We start from the raw sequence: 20,419 nt of genomic DNA on the forward strand, positions 1-20,419 counted from the left end.
ATTAAAATGGATATCCGATTGCTATATTTAAAACAAGATTATCTTTTCTCCAGCTGCCATCTCCAAAATTGATCCTGTTAAAAGTCCATCTGTCTCCTTTTTCATAGTAAGGAACACGAAGGGGCATTGCTAAGTCTAATCTTAAAATTAATATTGAGAAATCAAGTCTTAGACCAACTCCGGCACCTACAGCAATTTCACTCAAAAAATCTTTTGAAAATGTTCCACCTGGGCGGTCATTGTCCTTATCCTTAATTAACCAAACATTTCCAGCGTCTATAAACGCGGCCACATTTAAAAATTTATAAAGATTAGCACGATATTCTGCATTCATCTCTAATTTGATATCTCCCGATTGATCAAACGAAAGCTTCTCATTTAAGCCTCTTGGATCATAGCTTCCAGGTCCTAAGGTTCTTGCTCGAAACGCTCGAATACTGTTACTTCCGCCTACAAAAAATTGTTTGGAAAAAGGGATGTATTCTGAATTCCCATAAGGGTAAGCAATACCGGCTATAATTCGTGAAGCGAAGTTAGTTTTTTCTGAAAACTTGTGATAGAATCTGAAATCGTTTTCCATTTTTGCATACTGACTGAACGGAACTCCAAAGATTTCTTTTTGTTTCCCTTTTTTTGCGCTGGCTCCTGTTACTAAGCCTGTAATATTTCCCGCCAAATCAAGTGTGCCCTTGTAATAGAAGGTATTTGTTTTTGGCAACATAGTATTCGTATAGGTATATGAATAAGTAGGACCAAAAATAAGTTGCTCTTCAACTACTCTTTGCATAGCAGGAGTAGTCGCTATTGATTGATATAATGGAGTGACATTAGCTGGTGAAACTAAAGTTATATCTAGAACTTTTAAGTCATGTTCTTTTCTTGCATTTTCCTTCCATACATATCCGAATGAAGCTGTAAAATTATTAAGTGTGTAATATTCAGTACGGTTTTGGAATTCATACCCAAGAGTTATATTGGTCCTTGGGACAAAAGCGCTGGAAGAGTGGAATCTGAATGGGGCAACTATTCTAGGAATAGACAACTGTACATTTGCTCCGGCACGATACATGTTTTTAGCCTGTGACTGGCCACCCATCTGTACATCAAAAGCTCCATAAATAGCTGCTTTAAATTGTTCAGCACCTTTGAAAAAATTTCGATGCGTCCAGTTTAGATTCAACTCACTACCTGCATAGCTGGCAGAATTGGTTCTTCCTAAAGCTTCCAGACGAAGAGATTGTACTTCTCTTGGCGTCAATAAATAGTAAGCATCAAATTTATGCTGTAGAGAATCTGAAACAATAAATTCATTTTTTACAAATTTAAAAACGCCTAAGCTGATTAAACGGTTTAATGAAAGATTGTGATCGGTACGGTTGTACAAATCTCCTTTCTCAAAGTATAATGCCCTATCGAAAATTTTAGGTTTAAATTTATGTTGTGGGTCAATCACATATATGTCATTATAAGCATACTTTGAAAGAGAATCCTTGTTCATTGGAACACTGTATTTACCCTTTTTTACATCCTGAAGATTATAAGTAGGGAAAACAATCACTTTGTCGATACTGAATTGTTGGGTAGCCAGATCAGGAGTATCCTCTTTTAATTTTACATTAAGCTCTACTTTATGATTCTTGGTCACTGTACTGTCTGCCTGAACAATAATATTATCGGGATGGAAATAATAAAAACCCTTTTCCTTCAAACCATTATCAATTCGATCCCGCTCAGTTTTGATAACGCCCAGATCAAACGGATTTCCATTTTTAAGCAGGGTTTTTTCTTTTAAATTTTGAATCTCATGGTTGACCACAGAAGAATCCTGCTGAAATTTCACACTACTGATTAAATACTGAGCACCAGGTTTTAGAGTATAAATAACTCTTGCCTTCTTGTTTTTTGAAATTGTATCATACGTTGCTTTAGCGTTAAAATATCCCTTATTTTCAGAATAGTTGACAATGATATCTTTATTGAATTCACGATCAACATCACCTAATAGAACCGGTTTTTCACCGATCTTGTATTTTAGCCAGTAGTTGAAACCCTTATCTTTTTTAGGTTCTTTGGCAATATTGTAAAAGTATAACCTGGGACGTAGCCCAAGTAGGGTTGAGTTCGGTTTAGGAATTAGATTTTCCTCCAGAGCAGCCTGAAGTTCTTTTTTATCTTTTTTAGGGATGGTATCATTGTCAATCTTTACTTCTGCGCCGGTATAAAGCATCTGCCCTTCCTTAAGAAATCTGGTATTGCTACACGAAAGACTAACTGCAGTAAGTCCTGAAGCGAAAAAATATGTAAAGTATTTTTTGAGTTTATTTCCCATTTATTTAAATTCTACCACTTGGTTATTCTTATTTTCTTTTTTCGGTCTGTCTTTTTTTGATTTTTTGAAAATATCACGGAATTGATCATAATCCAATGTGATGATAAATCCAACTCCGGTTTCAATAATTTGTCCTTGCAGAGCCACCTGATATTCATCTTTACGATAAGCTCTCAACATATACCTGCCGTCTTTGGAGAGGCTGTAATCTACCGTTACATTTCCCGCAATGTTGTTCGTAGTCTCATTTTGTCTGGCATCACCTTCCAAACCGAAATTACTTCCTACCGTAACTTTAAGACGATCATTCAATAGTTTTTTGCTGATATCTACATTAAGATCAGTTCTCGTATTTTTTTGCCCGGTAGAATAATCTTCAGAGGAGTCTAGTCCAAAATTTAAGTCTACCCCTTTAATCAAGCCTGAAGCAAGGTTATTTAGCTGTTGGGAAAGAATTTTACTTACACTCTGTCTTGCCATTGCCTCAGCAGACATTCCTGCGCCGCTTTGGAAGGGGTTTTCACCTATAAAACGATTCAATAATAATAGAGCAAAAACCTGTTTATTCATTTCAGATTCCTGAGTTCTGAGCTGGGTAAGTTTTTGATCAACAAGATCTGTTACTGTTGATGAAACAGAACTATTTTTTTTATCAGTGGTAATATCAAATGTAATCTGCGGTTTCAGCAATTCACCACTCATTTTTAATAAAGTATTGAAAGGGATTCTTTGTTTAAATTGATTGATAGTCGAAGAACTTTCACCACTTATCTGTTGTTCTACAAGATCGATAGGTGCTACGTCAGCTTTATAGACGGCAGTAATATCCATAATCGCTGCAGTAGGTTCTCCTGTCCAGGTAATGGTGCTTCCTTTCTGAATGTCAAATTTTCTTTTAAGTAAACTTACGGAAAGGTCATAAGATCCTTTTTCTACCTGATATACTCCAACCAAAGTCGTTTTTCCTGATGGATCAACCCCACCAGTTAGTTGTGCTTCTCCCTGAAGTTGTACAAAATCACCGTTGGCTTTATCGATGATGATCGACATTTTAGCTTCTTTGCTTACTTCGATATTTACACTTACATCCATTCCTTTAATACGGCTTTGCGCTTTTAAGGAATCGGCTTTAATGGTCTTATTGAGAACAATCTGATCCTGATCTACAAATTCTACAATTCCATCTCTTTCCTGTAATGAAGGGCTGGATTGAGGGAGTACAAAAGTGAAATCTGTATTGTCAGTCACAGCCAATCTTCCATCCACTTTTGGTAAGTCTAAGTTTCCTCGAATATGTAACCCCGCATCAATCGCAAGTGTTCCATACATCATGGCGTCATTAGATTTTTCAGAATTGACTACCTTGAAACCTTTAGCATTAACATCAAGGTTGAATGCGAAATCCCGATATGTTTGTGTAAGAACCTGACCGTTTACAACAAGTGCATTTCCATCTTTATCATTGATTTTAAATTTATTAAACTCAATGCCTCTGTTTGTAAAATCAATTTCATCATTCAGCTTTCTGAAATCACTTCCCGTTTTAGCGATTTCAAGACCTACATTATTAAATTTCACTTTACCCAAGATATTAGGTTTATCTGTACTTCCGGTTATATTCAGATTTCCGGAAAGATAACCCTCTGTATTGGTAATGGCATTCATGGAGAATCCTTGAACACTTTTCATCTGAAGCTTATTGATGGCCATATTCAGATCAAATGTGCTGGAAGAAGTGTTGTAATTTCCAGCAATTTTCACATCATTGTCATTTCCGGAAAGCGCAATATCAGCATTTAAAAGTTTAGATGATGTGCTGTTTACCTTTACAGCTAGATTTCCAATTGGATTTCCATACACGAACAGATCTGAAATATTGAGATCAGAAGTGAATGTCATATCTTTTGTTAAATCCCGAAGCTGAGCAGTCCCGTTAATGGTTCCTTTAGCTAAAAGAGAGTCTTTCTTAATGATCTCGGTGATGGTTTCGATTTTGAAATCTTTCAATGAGATATTTAAAGGACTGTTGGCAGATTCACTTTCTGACTGCAGAGAAATCTCACTTCCGGCATTCGAAAGTTTAAAATTATCAGCTACAATCCCCTTACTGCCAATTTGGATTTTATTTCCTTCAGCAACTGTCCAGTCATTATAATTTAATTTTAAACCATCCGGATTCAGAGAAACTTCTGTAATGTCATTTAATGATTTTGCATTTCCGGCAATCAGAAATTGAGTAACATCTTTTTGATCTTTGGTTGTGATATTGTAATTAATGATATTGTTCGAAACATCACCTCCGATATTAATTTTATTTAAAGCAAGACTCGAACTTTTTAGGGCAGCAACATTCAGGTTGTATTGTAATGCCTGATTTTCGTTGGTTACTTTTAACGTTGCATTTTCAATTGAATTCTCTCCGTATAATAACTGTGGGATCTGTCCATCAATTTCAATCTTTTGAGAATCGGCATTGTAATTTCCAACTAAATTGATGGTTTCAAAACTTTTCAGATCAGGAACAAATTTTCTGATCAGATCGTCATTTTTAACCTTCGCATTAAATGTAAAATACTGACCAGCATCAATCTTTTGAGTTTTATCGGGTTTCTGAAATTGATAATATTGATTAATAGTTTGGGTTAATGATCCAAATATCTGAGTCAATTTATATTTTCCTTTCAGTTCTACATCTGCGATTTGAGAATTGAAAACAATATTCGTTGAATCATTTGCTGAACTTGCTTTCAAATGTACTTCCTGAATAGGATAAACCTCTTTGGTATCTGAAAATGCGAAGTTCTGAAGATTTAAATATCCATTCAAATGATCAGGGTCCAGATTGGTGAAGTCACCATCAATTTTCCCTCCAATGATCATTTGTTTTTCATAGAACCCAAGTTTATTAAGATCTAGTTTGATAATATCTCCATTAACCTTTACTGTAGGATTCTTCTCATTATAAACTCCAGAAGCGGTCAATTTCAGATTGGCATTCGGATCATTAGAATCTAAAAGAATATGATAAGCACCATTATTTATTTTTCCGGTCAAATTCATGTCGCGGTACTGATAGCCTTTATATGTAGCGGAAGCAACATGACCCTTAAGATCCGCTTTTGCTTTTTTGAAATCAAAACTTTCTCCCTTTGCGGAAATCTGTGCAGTAACTGATCCAATATCTTTATTCTGAATGATCTTTCCAACCTGTATTCCTTGAAGATTGGCTTTTATATCATATAATTCGTAATTTTTTCTACGCATATCTACATTGGCAATGATAGCTGCATTCCCTAGAGTAGAATAAAGATTAAGATTGGTATTGACCAGTTTGGTAGTTCCTTTTGCAGTTCCTTTTATACTGAAATTAGATGGTAATGAAATATTGGATGGTATAGTATTTTTAGGAACCAGATTATAGATCGTTTTTGCTGATGAAGAAAATTCTTCAATTTTTAAATCATAATACAATTGATCAGGGTTCATGGCATTTCTGATTCTTCCTGATGCTGCAACCCTTAACTGATCCAATCCTGCAACTTTTAAATCCTGAATCAATAAATCATTCACACTTCCTTTTACATTTGCATTTACAGCAAGTATGGTATTGGGGTATTTATTGAATGGAACAGTGTTTCCTAAGGTCGGAACTAAATTTAGAATGTCAGAAAAACCTATTTTAGAATCATGGATATTAGCAGATATTTTTACGACCCCAAGATTAGAAGTCAGCTGTTCAATAGAATTATATTGTAAAATAACCTCATCTCTTAATATTGTTTTTGGAGTCTGTAAGTATAGATCTTTAAGATAGGCTTCCTTTTCTCCATAAACAAAATCTGTGTTAAATTTTTGAATATCCAGACCACGTCCTTCCTGGATTTCTGCTGAATTTACCGTTCCTGCAAAGGTGTTGTTTTCCATTTTGAAACTTCGGACCTCAACATTCATTTTTGAAAAATTAAGGTGGTTGAAGTCCATCCCCTGTTTGGTAGGAGCGATTGCAGTATTATGGTAAGCTACTTTTACATCATTAAGAACCAGTTTACCCAAAAGTACTTTCATTGCTTTTTCCTTTTCTGAGCTTCCTGGTGAGGTGGCTTCTTCTTTTTTTGGATTAGCATTTTGGGCAGGTAAATAAAGATTGGCATTGATATCTGCTCCGGAAAGAATAATATTTGACACATTATAGGAATTATTATCCAGATCCAGTTTATTGACCTTTGTACTTAGTTCTTTAAATAAAACCTTTGCAAAAGTTTTTGTATTGTCATCACCGTAATCAATATCAAAATTGGTTAGTTTGATTCCTCTCAAACCAATATTCATTGATTTTTTCTGATTTAAAGAATCAACTTTTTTCTCAACTTTCTTCGAAACTTCTTCTACAAGATCTTGTTTTAATTTTAGTTTTAATCCATCCAGATTAATGTCATTGACTGCGTAATTATTTTTATTTAAATCAAAAGTTTTTACTCTTGTATCGAAAGATTTGAAGTATAATTTTATGTCATTTCCTGATTGCTGATCATTAAAAGTAACCCCAATATCTTTTAAGTTGATTTTATCAAGTGAAATAATAAATGGTTTTGAAGGGCTTTCTTCCTTATCTGAAGTGGCAAAAGCATCAATAATATAATCGAAATTAAATTTCCCATCTTTTTTTCTGACCACATTAGCCTTCACACCTTCAAGATCGACAGAAGTAATATCCGCAGTAGAATTGATGAGTTTAAGCATATTTAATCCAACATCCAGTTTTTTAACAGCTAGAAGGGTATCAATATCCTGACCTTTTAAATAAAGATTTTCCATAACAAGACTGTTAGGGAATCCTATATAAACCTTTTCAAGGCTGACTTTTGTTTTGATTTTTTTCTCGAGGTAGACAATAAGTTTGTCTTTAATAAAGTTTTGAACCGCCGGAAGACGCAAACTTAGTATAAGTAGGGCAAGAAGTACCAATATTGATATAATGGTAATGGCAAAGCGCCTCAGGAGTTTTCTTTTATTAATTTTTAGTTTCAAATGTGATAGGGTTTATAACAAAGATAATAATACTATTTAAAAAATTACCCGATGTGGTACCCCTTTGCGAATGCAAAAATCCTGCCTTGACTGCCTTTTATGGAATTTTAGTTGAATCGAAGTGAAGTGAATTAGTTGAGACAACAGTCAAGGCTTGGATTTATTTTTTAGTTTAAAAAGCCCCCTTTTTATACATTTTTCAAAGTATGAAAAGGTTTAGAAAAATGAAATTTAATGTTAGTTAGTGATAAAAGGGGGCATGATATAGTGATAGTTTTAGTTAAATATTTATTCATTATTGTTTTCCCATTTTACTTCTTCTCCTTGTGGAGCTGCCCCGCCCTGAGCTTGGGTAATCGGACTTGTTTCCTGATTGATATGGTATATGTAAGCTGCAATTTTTTCGGCATCCCTTCCTGTGATCGTTCCTTCCTTAATGAAAGGTCTCATGGTAGGATTATTTGGAGAACCGTTTTCAAGCATCCAGAAAACATTCTTAAAAAGGCTTTTTTCTTTGATGTTAATCCAGTGCTTATCAGTAAGATTTGGTCCGATTCCTCCTTTTGCACCATCTCCATGGCAGGTTACACAGTTGGTTTTGAAAAGCTGTTCACCTTCTGCGATATTGTCAGCACTGTATTTTGCTGTTTCTAAATCAATAGTAGGTGCATTTTTTTCATATTCTACAATCGATGCAAGCATCGTTTTTGTTTCCTTGTCATATTCCACATCAGGATGCGCGTAATCTGTAAATGCAAAAGCAATCATATAGATGGCGCAGAAGACAATTCCAAAATAGAATAATCCAATCCACCATTTTGGTAAAGAATTATCAAGTTCAGTAATTCCATCAAAACCATGGTCGATGAGAATGTCTTTTTCTTCAGTCTGCGACTGTTTCTTAAACGCAGAATTCCAAAGCTTTTGAAAATAGGAAATATTCTTTTCTGTCAGATATTCTTTCTTTTCATTTTCTGTTAATCTGCTGAACTGTTCATTTTCCACCAGATCTCCTATAGAATTCATAATCAAAAGCAGGATGATTGCAATGAGTAATAATGCCCAGAAGAAAGGAGATGTGAAATAACCCGAATCCTGTGCGAACATCTCAAATGCCATAATGGTTAGCCCGATGGTTACAATGATATATATTGAAATGGGTGTTCTCGTTTTCATTTTACATTGATTTTAATAGTTAGTCAACACTTGCAGTTTTAATATCAGTGGTTTTGATATCTGTACCCAATCTTTGCAAATAGGCGATCATGGCAATAATTTCTCTTTGTTCAAGAGGAACGAATGCCGGACCTTTTGTTATCTTGTCTTTCTGCACCTGATCTTTTACGTCAGTTGCTTCAGAATAGATTCTTTTTACAATAGCTTTAGATTGATTGTCTGCCCATTGATTGGCCGAGTCTATCTGAGTTTTTGTGTAAGGAATGTCAAAAGTGTTTTTCATTAGTTCCATTTTGCTAACCATTTCAGAACGGTCAAGTTTATTGGTAATTAACCACGGGAAACGAGGCATGATAGATCCTGCTGAAGTAATTCTTGGATTGTACATATGTTTAAAATGCCATGAATCTGGATTTCTACTTCCTTCTCTATGTAAGTCGGGTCCTGTTCTTTTAGATCCCCATAGGAATGGACGATCATATACGAACTCTCCCGCTTTAGAGTATTGTCCATTTTTACCATCAAATCTCATCACTTCATCTCTGAATGGTCTGACCATTTGGGAATGACAGGAATTACAACCCTCACGGATATACAGATCCCTGCCTTCAAGTTCCAGTGGTGAATATGGTTTTACAGCAGTAATTTGAGGGAGATTACTTTTTATGGTCAGGGTAGGGACAATTTCCACCAATCCACCAACTGAGATTACAATAAAAGCTAATATAGAAAGTAGTTTTGGTGTTCTTTCAAGCCAAAGGTGAGCACCTTCACCCTCTTTTCTTTGGCTTCCAATATTAGCTAAAGCAGGTGCTTCTGCCGGAACTTCTTTCTGGAATGAGCCTGCTTTGATGGTTTTAATAACATTGATAACCATTAAGATCGCTCCTGACAGATAAAGGATACCACCCAAAAATCTCATTTTGAAGTAAGGTATAATAGCAGTTACCGTATCTAACCAGTTTTTCCACAATAGTGTTCCATCCGGGTTAAATTGCTTCCACATCAATCCCTGAGTAAATCCTGAAATATACATCGGAACAGCGTAGAAAATGATTCCTAAAGTTCCCAGCCAGAAGTGCCAGTTGGCCAGTTTTTTAGACCAAAGCTCTGTTCTCCACATGATCGGGATCAGGTAATAAATTACTCCAAAGGCCATAAAACCATTCCATCCAAGAGCTCCCAGGTGAACGTGGCCAATTACCCAGTCGGTGTAATGTCCGATTTTATTTAAAGATTTAGTCGCTAAAAGTGGTCCTTCAAAAGTGGCCATTCCATAACAGGTTACTGCTACAACGAAGAATTTAAGGATAGGATTTTCTCTTACTTTATCCCAAGCTCCTCTTAAAGTAAGAAGACCATTGAGCATGCCTCCCCAAGATGGAGCAATAAGCATAATAGAAAAACCTGTACCTACTGCCTGAGCCCATGCCGGAAGCGCTGTATACTGAAGGTGATGCGGACCTGCCCAAAGGTATACGAATATCAGCGACCAAAAATGGATAATAGATAATTTGTAAGAAAATACAGGACGCTGTGCCGCTTTTGGCATAAAGTAATACATCAAACCCAATACCGGAGTTGTCAGTACAAATGCAACTGCATTATGACCATACCACCATTGCACAAGAGCATCTTTTACTCCCGCATATACAGAATAGGATTTCCAGCTCGTAAATGATAATGGAACTTCAAGATTATTAAAAATATGAAGCATGGCTACAGCAATCCAGGTTGCAATATAAAACCAGATGGCAACATACAGATGTCTGACCCTTCTTCTGGCAATCGTTCCAAACATATTAATACCAAAGATGATCCACGAGAAAGCAATTAAAATATCAATTGGCCATTCGTGTTCAGCATATTCTTTTGAAGTATTAATTCCCATTAAGAAAGTTATAACAACGCTGATAATCATGATCTGCCATGACCAGAAGTGGATCCATGACAAGGTATCACTATACATTCTTGTTTTTAATAATCGCTGCATGCTATAATAGGCACCACAGAAAAATGAATTACAGACAAAAGCAAAAATAACAGCACTTGTATGAAGCATTCGGATTCTTCCGAATCCCATTGCTCCCTGTGTGTTTATTAATCCCTGGATATTTCCACTTCTTAAACTTTGGATCGTTGTATCATCAGTTCCGAATAAAAATTCGGGTAACTCCGGGTAGAAGAGCATTAATGCTGCAGTAAGACCAAGTAAAAAACCAACCAGGCCAAATACAATAGTAGCATAGAGAAATGCTCTGACAATATTATTGTCATAATTAAATTTTTGCGTCTCCATAATTCCAATAGTTGTTGTACAGAATTAATATTTATTACCATTTAGCTTTATACTGATGTTTTTAAGGCTAAATCTGATTAGGAAATAAATATCATGTAACGTGTATAATGTTTTGCCAAAGGTATTTATTAACTTTGTTAGAGGCTAGTAGATATCCTTCTAAACCATACCAAAAACTACTAAAACAAATACGATGAAAATATGTGGTCAAAATATAAGAAAAGTTCGACGAAGTAAAGATTTTACACAGGAATATATGGCTTTTGAAATGGGGATTTCACAAAAAGCCTATTCTGATATTGAGAATTCTAAAGTAAAGATCAATCTCGATATTTTAAGTAAAATTTCAAATATCCTGGAAATTAAGCCCTCAGATATTTGCAGCATTTCTCATCGATGTGGAATAACAGATTATGAAGATAAATACCATGATCTTATTCACTATATGAAACAAAATAATATTCCGATTCCTGAAGAATATATTTAATTTTCTATAATTATTCTACTTTTCTAATTTTAGCTAAATTCTTGAGTGTTTAATAAATTGAACGTTGAACTTTGTTTATAGAAGGGAATTTCTGTGAAGTTTTTATATATTTAGCGAATAATTCATTCTATGAACCACGAAGAGAAAACTGAACAAAATCCACAACAAAATACCTCTTTGGTTAGAGGACTAACCAACCGACATATTCAATTAATCGCCTTAGGTGGCGCTATTGGAACAGGACTGTTTCTTGGAATCGGTCCCGCTGCCGTTTTAGCAGGTCCATCTGTTATTTTAGGATATGCTTTAGCTGGGATTATTGCCTTCTTTATTATGCGTCAGCTTGGTGAAATGGTCGTTCAGGAACCTGTATCAGGAAGCTTTAGTTATTTTGCCTATAAATATTGGGGGAATTTCCCTGGTTTTGCCTCAGGATGGAATTATTGGATTCTTTATATTTTGGTGAGTATGGCCGAGCTTACAGCGATTGGTCACTATATTCATTTCTGGTGGCCGGAAATTCCACTCTGGGTTTCAAGCTTAGTTTTCTTTGTGCTGATTAATGCGCTTAATCTCGCTTCTGTAAAAGTATATGGAGAAACCGAATTTTGGTTTTCAATTATCAAAGTAGTAGCTATCGTTGCTATGATCGTTTTTGGTATTTACTTATTGGTAAGTGGAAGCGGAGGTGAGAAAGCGAGCATCCAGAATTTATGGAATGATGGCGGATTTTTCCCAAAAGGATTATTTAATAAAAATGAAAACGGATATACAGGTCTTTTCGCAGCAATGGCTATGATTATGTTTTCTTTTGGCGGATTAGAATTAATTGGGATTACCGCTGCTGAAGCTAAAAACCCCGAAAAAACAATACCAAAAGCGACCAATCAGGTAATTTATAGGATTTTAATTTTCTATGTTGGGGCTTTGGTTATTTTATTTGCATTAAGCCCATGGAGAGATATTACAGAGGGATCAAGCCCTTTCGTGATGGTTTTTCAAAATCTAAACGGACTTGAATTTACCATTTTTGGGAAAGTGATTCAATTCAATTCATTGATTGCAAATATTCTTAATTTAATTGTTCTAACAGCAGCTCTGTCAGTTTATAACAGTAGTGTTTACAGCAATAGTCGAATGCTTTTTGGATTGGCTCAGCAAGGAAACGCTCCCAAAGGCTTAATGAAACTTAATAAAAATCACGTACCTACCAATGCGATTATCGTGTCCTCTTGTTTTGCGGGTATCTGTATCATCATTAATAAATTAGTTCCTGAAAAGGCTTTTGAGTATTTAATGGCCTTGGTGGTATCTACACTTATTATCAACTGGTTGATGATATGCTATACCCATTTAAAATTCAGAAAAAGCAAAATAAAAGATGGAGTTAAAACACTATTTCCATCTATATTTTATCCTGTCTCTAATTATATCTGTATTGTTTTTTTATTGATAATTTTAGTACTTATGTGTATCACAGGAATGGAGATACAGGTAATTTTAATTCCGATTTGGTTAGCCTTCTTATTTGTAATGTATAAATCGTATAAACCTAAAACTAAATAATTAATAAATGAAAAAACGAACAGGAATTCTAGGTTTTTTAATGATCTTCGTAGCTGCATTTTTTTCTACTATGTATGCCCAAATTCAAGAAAATTCAAGAGAAATTCATATTGCAGGAATTATTATTGATTCTAAAACAAAGCAACCGGTAATGGGAGCTACAATTGTAGATGAAAATAATAATGTTATTGCTTCTACAGACGATAAAGGATATTTTTTTTCAAAACTGAATAAATCTGAAAAAGGCGAGATTGATTTTAGATTTACGGTTAAGAAAAAAGGGTACACCAAGCTCACTCAAATAGAACATTGGGCAGATCAGAAGAACCCTGGAGCAATCTATTATTTGGGAATAAAGAATAAATGGAGAATCAATGATGACTCTTTTTCTAAAATGCTTCCAGTGAAGAATGATCTTGTCAATTATGATACAATTGCCGAACGTTTTATAAAGAACGAAAATTTATAAAATGCAGAGATAGGCTTAATGAAAACAATACAAAGGATAGATGTTGATTTATCCTTTTTTTTGTGCTCAGTAAAAATAACCTAAAATGCTGTATCTTTAATAGTCTAATATACTTATGAATAAATTGTATAGTCATGGTAATTTGTAAAATGTAGGATCATGCTTATAAGTTTTAGTGAAATCCAGAAGATTGTTGATCATATTGAAGAAAATTTTGACAGAGAAATTACGGCTTATGAAATTGAGAATATGTCCCATTATTCTTATCGAAATTTTCAACGGATATTTTTTAAAATTTTTAATGAAACTATTTCCGGATTCCAAAAACGACTACGTCTGGAGAATGCCTATAAAAAACTAATCTATACAACAGATAAGGTCTCTGATATTTCATGGCAGGTTGGTTATTTTAACATTCAGTCTTTTTCAAAAGCATTTAAACAACAGTATCATATTTCACCGGCATTGGCGAGAAAAAATAAACAGGATATGTTTAATAAATTTATAGAGAATGACAAAGCTGATTTTCAGTATGAAATAAAATACAAAGATTCAATTTTAGTTTATTGTAAATTTATTAAAGCCAAAGATTATAATAATCGGGAGATTAATGATCTATGGGAAACAATTGAAAATGAAAATGGTATTTCCATTTCTTCCTATGGGATTATTAGTGATCAGCCACTTATCACAAGTGGGTCACACTGCAGATATGGAGTCGCAATAAGTGAAATCTCTTCGAGTATTTCAGGGTTTCAAAAAAAGGAAATTTTTGGTGGAAAATATATAAAATTTACCCATTACGGAGATTTTGAAAATATCCTGGAAACCTATCGTCTTTTTTATCGATTTTGGTTGGGCGAATCTTCTTTAATGCTTGATCATTCGGAGGTAATTGAAGAATATATGCATTCTCAAAATGGAGAGAATATTACTCACGTTTATTTTCCTGTATACTCATAAGATTGTCCTTTTAGGACAATTTTTGTTTTTCTGATGATCTAATTTTGCAAAAGTAAATATCTATAACAACAGAAATTTATTTTAAAAATTTAGAAGACAAGATTAATGAAAAGAATATTATTTCCTCTTTTACTGCTATTTTCATATGAAGTGACTGCTCAAATTTCTATACAGGGATATGCAGGAACTAAAGAATCGGAAGTTTTAGGAATCTATGATAAAGATTTTAAATCAAAGTGGAACTACTTTGCTTCAGGAACGATTTCTTATAGATATGAATCTAAAAAACTGAATGCGGAAGTATATCAAAACCTCAATTATTATATAAGTCAAAACTGGGGAATTTCTGCGGGGGGTTATATTTCTAATGAAGATATTATGCCATCTGCAGGCTTTGCATTTATCAAAGAAAAAGGTGATTTTGGAATTAATTTATTTCCAGCCTTAACTTATTCTTTTGATAGTGAAGAAATGGGATTTGGACTTTACACATTAATGGAATACACTCCTAAAATTAATGAACACTTTAATTTGTACAGTATGCTGATTATGGAATCTGATTTTAGTTTTAAACAACATCAGGGTAGTGGCCAGATAATCAGACTGGGACTAGAGACCAGAAAAAAGCTGCAATTTGGTTTAGGTAGTACTATTTCTCAGACTGGGAATAATTTTGAAACGGAGGCTGATTTTGGAATTTTTATAGGAAAGAAATTTTAATATTATGAATAATAAATTTTTCACGTTTTTTTTAACATTAAGTTCAATATTTTGTATGTCACAGAATTATCATTTCCCTGAAGAATCATCACCTCACGAAGGAACCTGGCTTCAGTGGCCACATCATTATCAACATGGAAAAACATACAGGGAAAGAGTAGAACAGACCTGGATCGATATGACCAAAGCGCTACAGAATAATGAGAAAGTGCACATTATTGCTTATGATGAAAAAGAGAAAAAAAGGATCATTAGCCTATTGGAACAAAATAAGGTTTCGTTAAAGAATATTGATTTTAAAATTTATCCTACTGATGATGTATGGATAAGAGATAACGGACCTATTTTCGTAAAAGATGATCAAGGCCGTCTTTTGATTGAAGATTGGGGGTTTAACGGTTGGGGGGATAAATTTGACTCCGAAAACTGTGATCAAATTCCACAGCGTATTGGAAAAGATCTTGGTATCAAGGTTATTGATTTAAATGAAGAAATGGTTAATGAAGGTGGTGCTGTAGAAACTGATGGAAATGGAGTTTTGATGGCGTGTAAAAGTTCAGTGATCAGTCAGAAAAGTGGAGCTACAAGAACAAAAGGAATCACCCAGCAAGAAGCTGAGGAGATGTTTGAAACCTATTATGGAGTGTCAAAAGTGATCTGGTTGGATGGTGTTACAGGTTTGGATGTTACTGATATGCATATTGATGGATTTATGAAATTCATCAATCATAATACCATGATTACCATGGATGAAGAAGATTTATCAGATATGGGACTTTCTGATAAAGATATCAATACACTTTATACTGCGGCAAACATTAATGGAAAAGAATATAAAAAAATCTATGTGCCTGCTACAAAAAATAAAGTAAAAACGGCTTATGGAAAACAGTTGGAAGAGAAAGGTTCGTATGTAAATTATTATGTGGCAAATAATGTCGTTCTTGTTCCTAACTATGGAGATCCGAATGATGCAGTTGCTAATAAAATTATTCAGGAGCAATATCCGGGTAGAAAAGTAATAGGGATTGATGTAAGAAATCTATATGAAAATGGAGGAATGGTACATTGTGTTACTCAACAGCAGCCAGCTGGAAGTCTTCTCAAATAATAATACAAAAATAAAAGTAATAACCTTGATCAGAATTTGGTCAAGGTTTTTTATTGTTTTTAATCAGGCAGATTACAGAAACAATCTAAAGTGCTACACTTAATTGATAATCTTCTACACTTGCTAAATCCAGGTTTGTTATATGATTTATTAATTCAAAATTTGTTGAATTAAGTGCTGAATATATCTGCTTTATAGAACAAAAGCAGTGTTTGTATAGCTCTAATGGTTGGAACTAATTCTGAAAAACAACCTTAAAAAGAAGTAAGGAATCTTTAAACCAAATTCAAAAGCCATGAAAAAAATTACTTTATCCTTAGTATTGGTGGGGCTTATTATTTCATCCTGTAATAATGACCCAGATCCTCCCGCAGCAAATCTAAAAGCAAATCCAACAGCTATGAAAGCTGATTTACCAAACATGTCTCTAGATGACAAAAGGAGTTTTTTGGAATCTATCTTAATGAATTCAGCTAAAGCCATCGTTTTGGAAGCTCAGAACAATGATGAATCAAGGCACGTCATATACACTGAATTAGAGAAAAACATTGATGGTGATGATAATGCATTAGTTGATGTTTTTTACAAAAATATTCCAGCTTTAAATAATAGTGATGAATTTAAAAACAGTCTTATGGCTTTCAATGATTTGGAAGGAAATAAATATTTTCCGCAAATCTTTATTTATAACTATAGTGGCCTAAAATCTGCGGGTAATATAGGAACAACAAATCCAATTTTAGTAGCTTTTCACACAGGTGATGAAACACAGACATCGGTAAGAGCGTATAAGCTAAATGCTGCTGGAGATTGGGAGTTTGTAAAAATGATTGATGAAGACACTGTTAATAATGAAGAAGTATGGATTTTCTCTTTAAATGAAACTTTTGTTGATACGATAGATTTATCAATATTGCCTAAGGAAAATGTTCAACGTACTCAGCAACCCGGTCCTGCAGGTCCTCCCCCTCCTCCGGACGATCGTTGCCAGAACGGAATTCATTATTGGCCTTATTTTGAATATATGACCATAAGAAAACATAATGAATCATTCCTGGCCGGGAAAAGTGATATCTGGACTAAAACCTATACCGGATGGAATACACCCAATAGTGTAAATCCTTGTAACTCTTCTTTATCTCGTATTATGTGGACCAATAATCCGAATGGTGAGGTGTTTGTAAAGAAGTTCACAAGATATATGATTCCTAATATAGCATTATATGTTGTTTGTGGATATGCAGGATCTTGGGATCCAGGACCAGGAAATGTTGGCGGGTGGCAAGGAGATGCACTGAATTATGTTATTTATGAAAAAGATACATGGCCAACAGGAGTGAAATCAACGACTATTAACAATAATGGGTTTAATGGAAATTATCAGTATCGTTCTGCAGATAATTATTATGATAAAGGAATTATCTATAATTATCTTAATGGACCTGGTGATATGAATCATTTTTCAAGAGATATAAGTGGACAAATCAAATTTAATTCAAGATTGTAATTTTCGTGTTTTTACTATAATTGCTCTTTCATAAGATAGTAAAGTGATCGAGTGAAAAACGTACCGTTTTTAATATAGGTATGGCTGGTTTACCAGTCATACTTTTTATTTTTGAATGTCAAGAATGATTTCTGATGATATAATAGCAAGTATAATAAAAAACCACTCTTAAAAAGAGTGGTTTGTAGACCCACAGGGATTCGAACCCCGACTGACGGTACCAAAAACCGGAGTGCTACCGTTACACTATGAGTCTGCGTTATTTTTTGGTGGTGCAAATTTATAAATTTTTTCCTTATATGCAAAAATCTTTGGCGAAAATTCTCTTTGTTGATCAATATAAATTAATAACAAATTGTATTTTAGTCTGTTATTGAAAGATCTTTTTTGAATTAGATTATTTATTAATGAAATTAAAGCAAAACCATATGAAAAACAAAAACCACCCTTAAAAAGGATGGTTTGTAGACCCACAGGGATTCGAACCCCGACTGACGGTACCAAAAACCGGAGTGCTACCGTTACACTATGAGTCTGTTTTATTTTGGTGATGCAAATTTAAAGCTTTTTTCTATACATACAAGAACTTTTTAAACTTTTTTTTACATTTACATCACTTTTTATTTACAACAAACATGGTGATAGACTTCAATAATCTCAAAACTAATAATTTACATTCACAGACTGAATTTGAAAGAAAAGTGATTTTTTTTTTAGAAAAATGGTTGGATGATTCAAAAACGGTGGCGGTGCAAACATCGGGGTCCACCGGAGTTCCAAAGGTTTTTGAAATTGAAAAGGACAAAATGCTGAATTCCGCAATGATGACCTGTAACTTCTTACATTTGAAAACGGGAGATACAGCTTTGTTGTGCTTACCAACAGAATACATTTCCGGGAAGATGATGATTGTACGCTCATTTGAAAGAAAGATGAAGTTAATAATTGCTGAACCATCTTTACAACCGCTTAAGAATCTTGAAACAGAAATCGACTTTTGTGCCATGACTCCATTACAGGTTGAAAATTCAGTGGATAAGCTACACTTAGTTAGAAACTTAATCATTGGTGGAGCATCAGTATCAGAAAGTTTAAAGAAAAGAATCTCACATCTTACAACCCATATATTTGAAACATATGGAATGTCTGAAACCCTTTCGCATATTGCTTTAAAACAATTGGCACCACAAAGAGAAGACTATTTTACTGCCTTTGAAAATGTTACCATCTCTACAGATGATAGAGGATGTCTGAAAATTTTCGCACCTAATGTGAATGGTGAGATTTTACAAACTAACGATTTAGTTGATGTTAGGAATAGAAATCAGTTTAAATTTTTGGGAAGAATTGATCATGTTATCAACTCTGGTGGAGCAAAAATATTTCCTGAAGAACTGGAAGCTTTGGTGAAAAAGGAAATTCCGAATGAAGTGGTATTTATGGGAGCAGCAGATGAACTTTTAGGACAGAAACTCATTTTAGTAATTGAAGGTGAAGAATCAGATGAAATCATAAGAACGATATCAAATATCCCGTTTGAAAAAAACTTTTATAAACCCAAAAAGATTATTTTTACTCAGCAAATACCGAGAACTCCAAACGGAAAGGTTAGTCGTATTGAGCTTTACAAAAAAATAAGCGATAGTTTATAACCCTTAATTTCCTAATCCATAATCATGAAAGACTTTTCCAAAGAACTTAATTTTAAAACTTCCCGAAGCAGTGGCGCAGGAGGGCAAAATGTAAACAAAGTTGAAACCGCTGTTACTGTACTTTGGCATGTTGATGACTCTGGGTTTTTTGATGAGAATGAAAAGGTTTTAATTCAAAATAAATTAAAAAATAGGATCAATGCAGAGGGCTTTTTATTCTTAACGGTCTCTGAGAGCAGAGCCCAGCTAATGAATAAAAATAAAGCTATTGAAAAAATTCTAGAAATTGTAAATAAAGCTTTAATAATTCCTAAGAAAAGAGTAGCAACAAAGCCGTCAAAAGGGCAAAAGCAGAAAAGGCTTGATACTAAAAAGAAAATAGCAGATAAAAAAGAAAACCGCCGTTTTAAGTTTTAATTGTTTAGTTTGGCAAAAACATTATTTTTGCCGAAATATTAAAATAAATGATAAAAAAAATTACATTATTAGGGATGTTTTCTATTTCTATGTTATCTCTGGCACAGCAAAAAATTTCAATTATTCCTTCGGTTGGATACGCATGGAGAGTTGCTAAGACCCCAGCAAATATTTCACGAGATACAAAAAATTATATTAAAGGCTTAAAGAGCGGTGTGAATTTCGATATTTCAGCCTACTACAATGTGAAAGGGAATATAAATTTGGGAGTAAAATATTCTAATTACAGTGCCTCAAGTAATGGAAGAATCTCTGTGCTGGATAATAATGGACAAGTTGTTTCTGCAAATGTAAGTACAAAAGATAATATCAGTTTCTTTGGGCCTGCATTTATGTATTCTAATTTCAATGATGAGTCAAAGCATAAGTTTTATTATGATGTTGCATTAGGTGCTATTACATATACTACAAAAACCGGAACAGTAAAAGGAAAAGGTTCTAACTTGGGATTAGATGCTAATTTTGCTTATCAGTATGCATTATCAAAATATTTCTTTATCGGTCCAAAAGTAGGATTGACTGCCGGAACATTGAGTAAAATGACTTTTAACGGAAACACAGTGAATTTAGGAGATGATGAAAAAGAAGGATTAACCAGACTTTCTCTAAGTGCGGCTGCAACATTCCGATTTTAA

The 20,419-nt window shown here is 34.0% G+C and carries 14 protein-coding genes and 2 tRNA genes; 10 read left to right on the plus strand and 6 right to left on the minus strand.

The window, feature by feature from the left end; genetic code table 11:
• Position 1: 1 nt before the first annotated feature.
• The 4 genes from tamL to ccoN form a co-directional block, all read right to left on the minus strand.
• A complete protein-coding gene (tamL, locus tag J7E44_RS08875) occupies positions 2 to 2,329 on the minus strand; it encodes a translocation and assembly module lipoprotein TamL (protein ID WP_214828146.1) in 2,328 nt (775 codons plus the stop codon).
• A complete protein-coding gene (locus J7E44_RS08880) occupies positions 2,330 to 7,357 on the minus strand; it encodes a translocation/assembly module TamB (RefSeq protein WP_214828150.1) in 5,028 nt (1,675 codons plus the stop codon). It lies immediately after the preceding gene.
• A gap of 288 nt (positions 7,358 to 7,645) precedes the next feature.
• Positions 7,646 to 8,533, minus strand: coding sequence for a cbb3-type cytochrome c oxidase N-terminal domain-containing protein (locus tag J7E44_RS08885; RefSeq protein ID WP_214828152.1), 888 nt, complete (start codon positions 8,531 to 8,533; stop codon positions 7,646 to 7,648).
• 19 nt (positions 8,534 to 8,552) lie between these two features.
• Positions 8,553 to 10,832, minus strand: a complete 2,280-nt coding sequence (ccoN, locus tag J7E44_RS08890; RefSeq protein WP_214828154.1) for a cytochrome-c oxidase, cbb3-type subunit I — start codon at positions 10,830 to 10,832, stop codon at positions 8,553 to 8,555.
• A 193-nt stretch (positions 10,833 to 11,025) separates the two neighbouring features.
• Here ccoN and J7E44_RS08895 point away from each other — a divergent pair, with 193 nt between their 5' ends.
• The 7 genes from J7E44_RS08895 (at position 11,026) to J7E44_RS08925 (ending at position 17,655) form a co-directional block, all read left to right on the plus strand.
• Positions 11,026 to 11,319, plus strand: a complete 294-nt coding sequence (locus J7E44_RS08895; protein WP_214828156.1) for a helix-turn-helix domain-containing protein — start codon at positions 11,026 to 11,028, stop codon at positions 11,317 to 11,319.
• A 129-nt stretch (positions 11,320 to 11,448) separates the two neighbouring features.
• On the plus strand, positions 11,449 to 12,885 hold the full coding sequence (locus J7E44_RS08900; RefSeq protein ID WP_214828158.1) for an amino acid permease: 1,437 nt from the start codon (positions 11,449 to 11,451) through the stop codon (positions 12,883 to 12,885).
• 7 nt (positions 12,886 to 12,892) lie between these two features.
• Positions 12,893 to 13,354 carry a peptidase associated/transthyretin-like domain-containing protein gene (locus J7E44_RS08905; RefSeq protein WP_214828160.1) on the plus strand — a complete coding sequence of 154 codons (462 nt, stop codon included), beginning with the start codon at positions 12,893 to 12,895 and terminating at the stop codon, positions 13,352 to 13,354.
• A 159-nt stretch (positions 13,355 to 13,513) separates the two neighbouring features.
• Positions 13,514 to 14,317, plus strand: a complete 804-nt coding sequence (locus J7E44_RS08910) for an AraC family transcriptional regulator (protein WP_214828163.1) — start codon at positions 13,514 to 13,516, stop codon at positions 14,315 to 14,317.
• A 105-nt stretch (positions 14,318 to 14,422) separates the two neighbouring features.
• Entirely contained in the window at positions 14,423 to 15,037 is a 615-nt protein-coding gene (locus tag J7E44_RS08915; RefSeq protein WP_214828166.1) for a hypothetical protein, read from the plus strand.
• A 55-nt stretch (positions 15,038 to 15,092) separates the two neighbouring features.
• Positions 15,093 to 16,148, plus strand: coding sequence for an agmatine deiminase family protein (locus tag J7E44_RS08920; RefSeq protein ID WP_251040530.1), 1,056 nt, complete (start codon positions 15,093 to 15,095; stop codon positions 16,146 to 16,148).
• Between the two features lie 295 nt (positions 16,149 to 16,443).
• A complete protein-coding gene (locus J7E44_RS08925) occupies positions 16,444 to 17,655 on the plus strand; it encodes a hypothetical protein (RefSeq protein WP_214828172.1) in 1,212 nt (403 codons plus the stop codon).
• Between the two features lie 185 nt (positions 17,656 to 17,840).
• Here J7E44_RS08925 and J7E44_RS08930 read toward each other — a convergent pair.
• Together J7E44_RS08930 and J7E44_RS08935 are read right to left on the minus strand one after the other, a co-directional pair.
• Positions 17,841 to 17,911 (minus strand) — tRNA-Gln (locus tag J7E44_RS08930).
• A gap of 209 nt (positions 17,912 to 18,120) precedes the next feature.
• Positions 18,121 to 18,191: transfer RNA gene (locus tag J7E44_RS08935), tRNA-Gln, on the minus strand.
• 99 nt (positions 18,192 to 18,290) lie between these two features.
• On the opposite strand from J7E44_RS08935, the gene J7E44_RS08940 reads away from it, so the two are divergent.
• The 3 genes from J7E44_RS08940 to J7E44_RS08950 are packed head-to-tail and all read left to right on the plus strand — an operon-like array spanning position 18,291 to position 20,419.
• Positions 18,291 to 19,307 (plus strand): AMP-binding protein, encoded by a 1,017-nt coding sequence (locus J7E44_RS08940; protein WP_214828175.1) that lies wholly within the window; start codon positions 18,291 to 18,293, stop codon positions 19,305 to 19,307.
• Between the two features lie 24 nt (positions 19,308 to 19,331).
• On the plus strand, positions 19,332 to 19,724 hold the full coding sequence (arfB, locus tag J7E44_RS08945) for an alternative ribosome rescue aminoacyl-tRNA hydrolase ArfB (RefSeq protein WP_214828178.1): 393 nt from the start codon (positions 19,332 to 19,334) through the stop codon (positions 19,722 to 19,724).
• Between the two features lie 47 nt (positions 19,725 to 19,771).
• Positions 19,772 to 20,419, plus strand: a complete 648-nt coding sequence (locus J7E44_RS08950; RefSeq protein WP_214828181.1) for a hypothetical protein — start codon at positions 19,772 to 19,774, stop codon at positions 20,417 to 20,419.

The organism is Chryseobacterium sp. ISL-6, assembly GCF_018613715.1.
GTDB lineage: Bacteria > Bacteroidota > Bacteroidia > Flavobacteriales > Weeksellaceae > Chryseobacterium > Chryseobacterium paludis.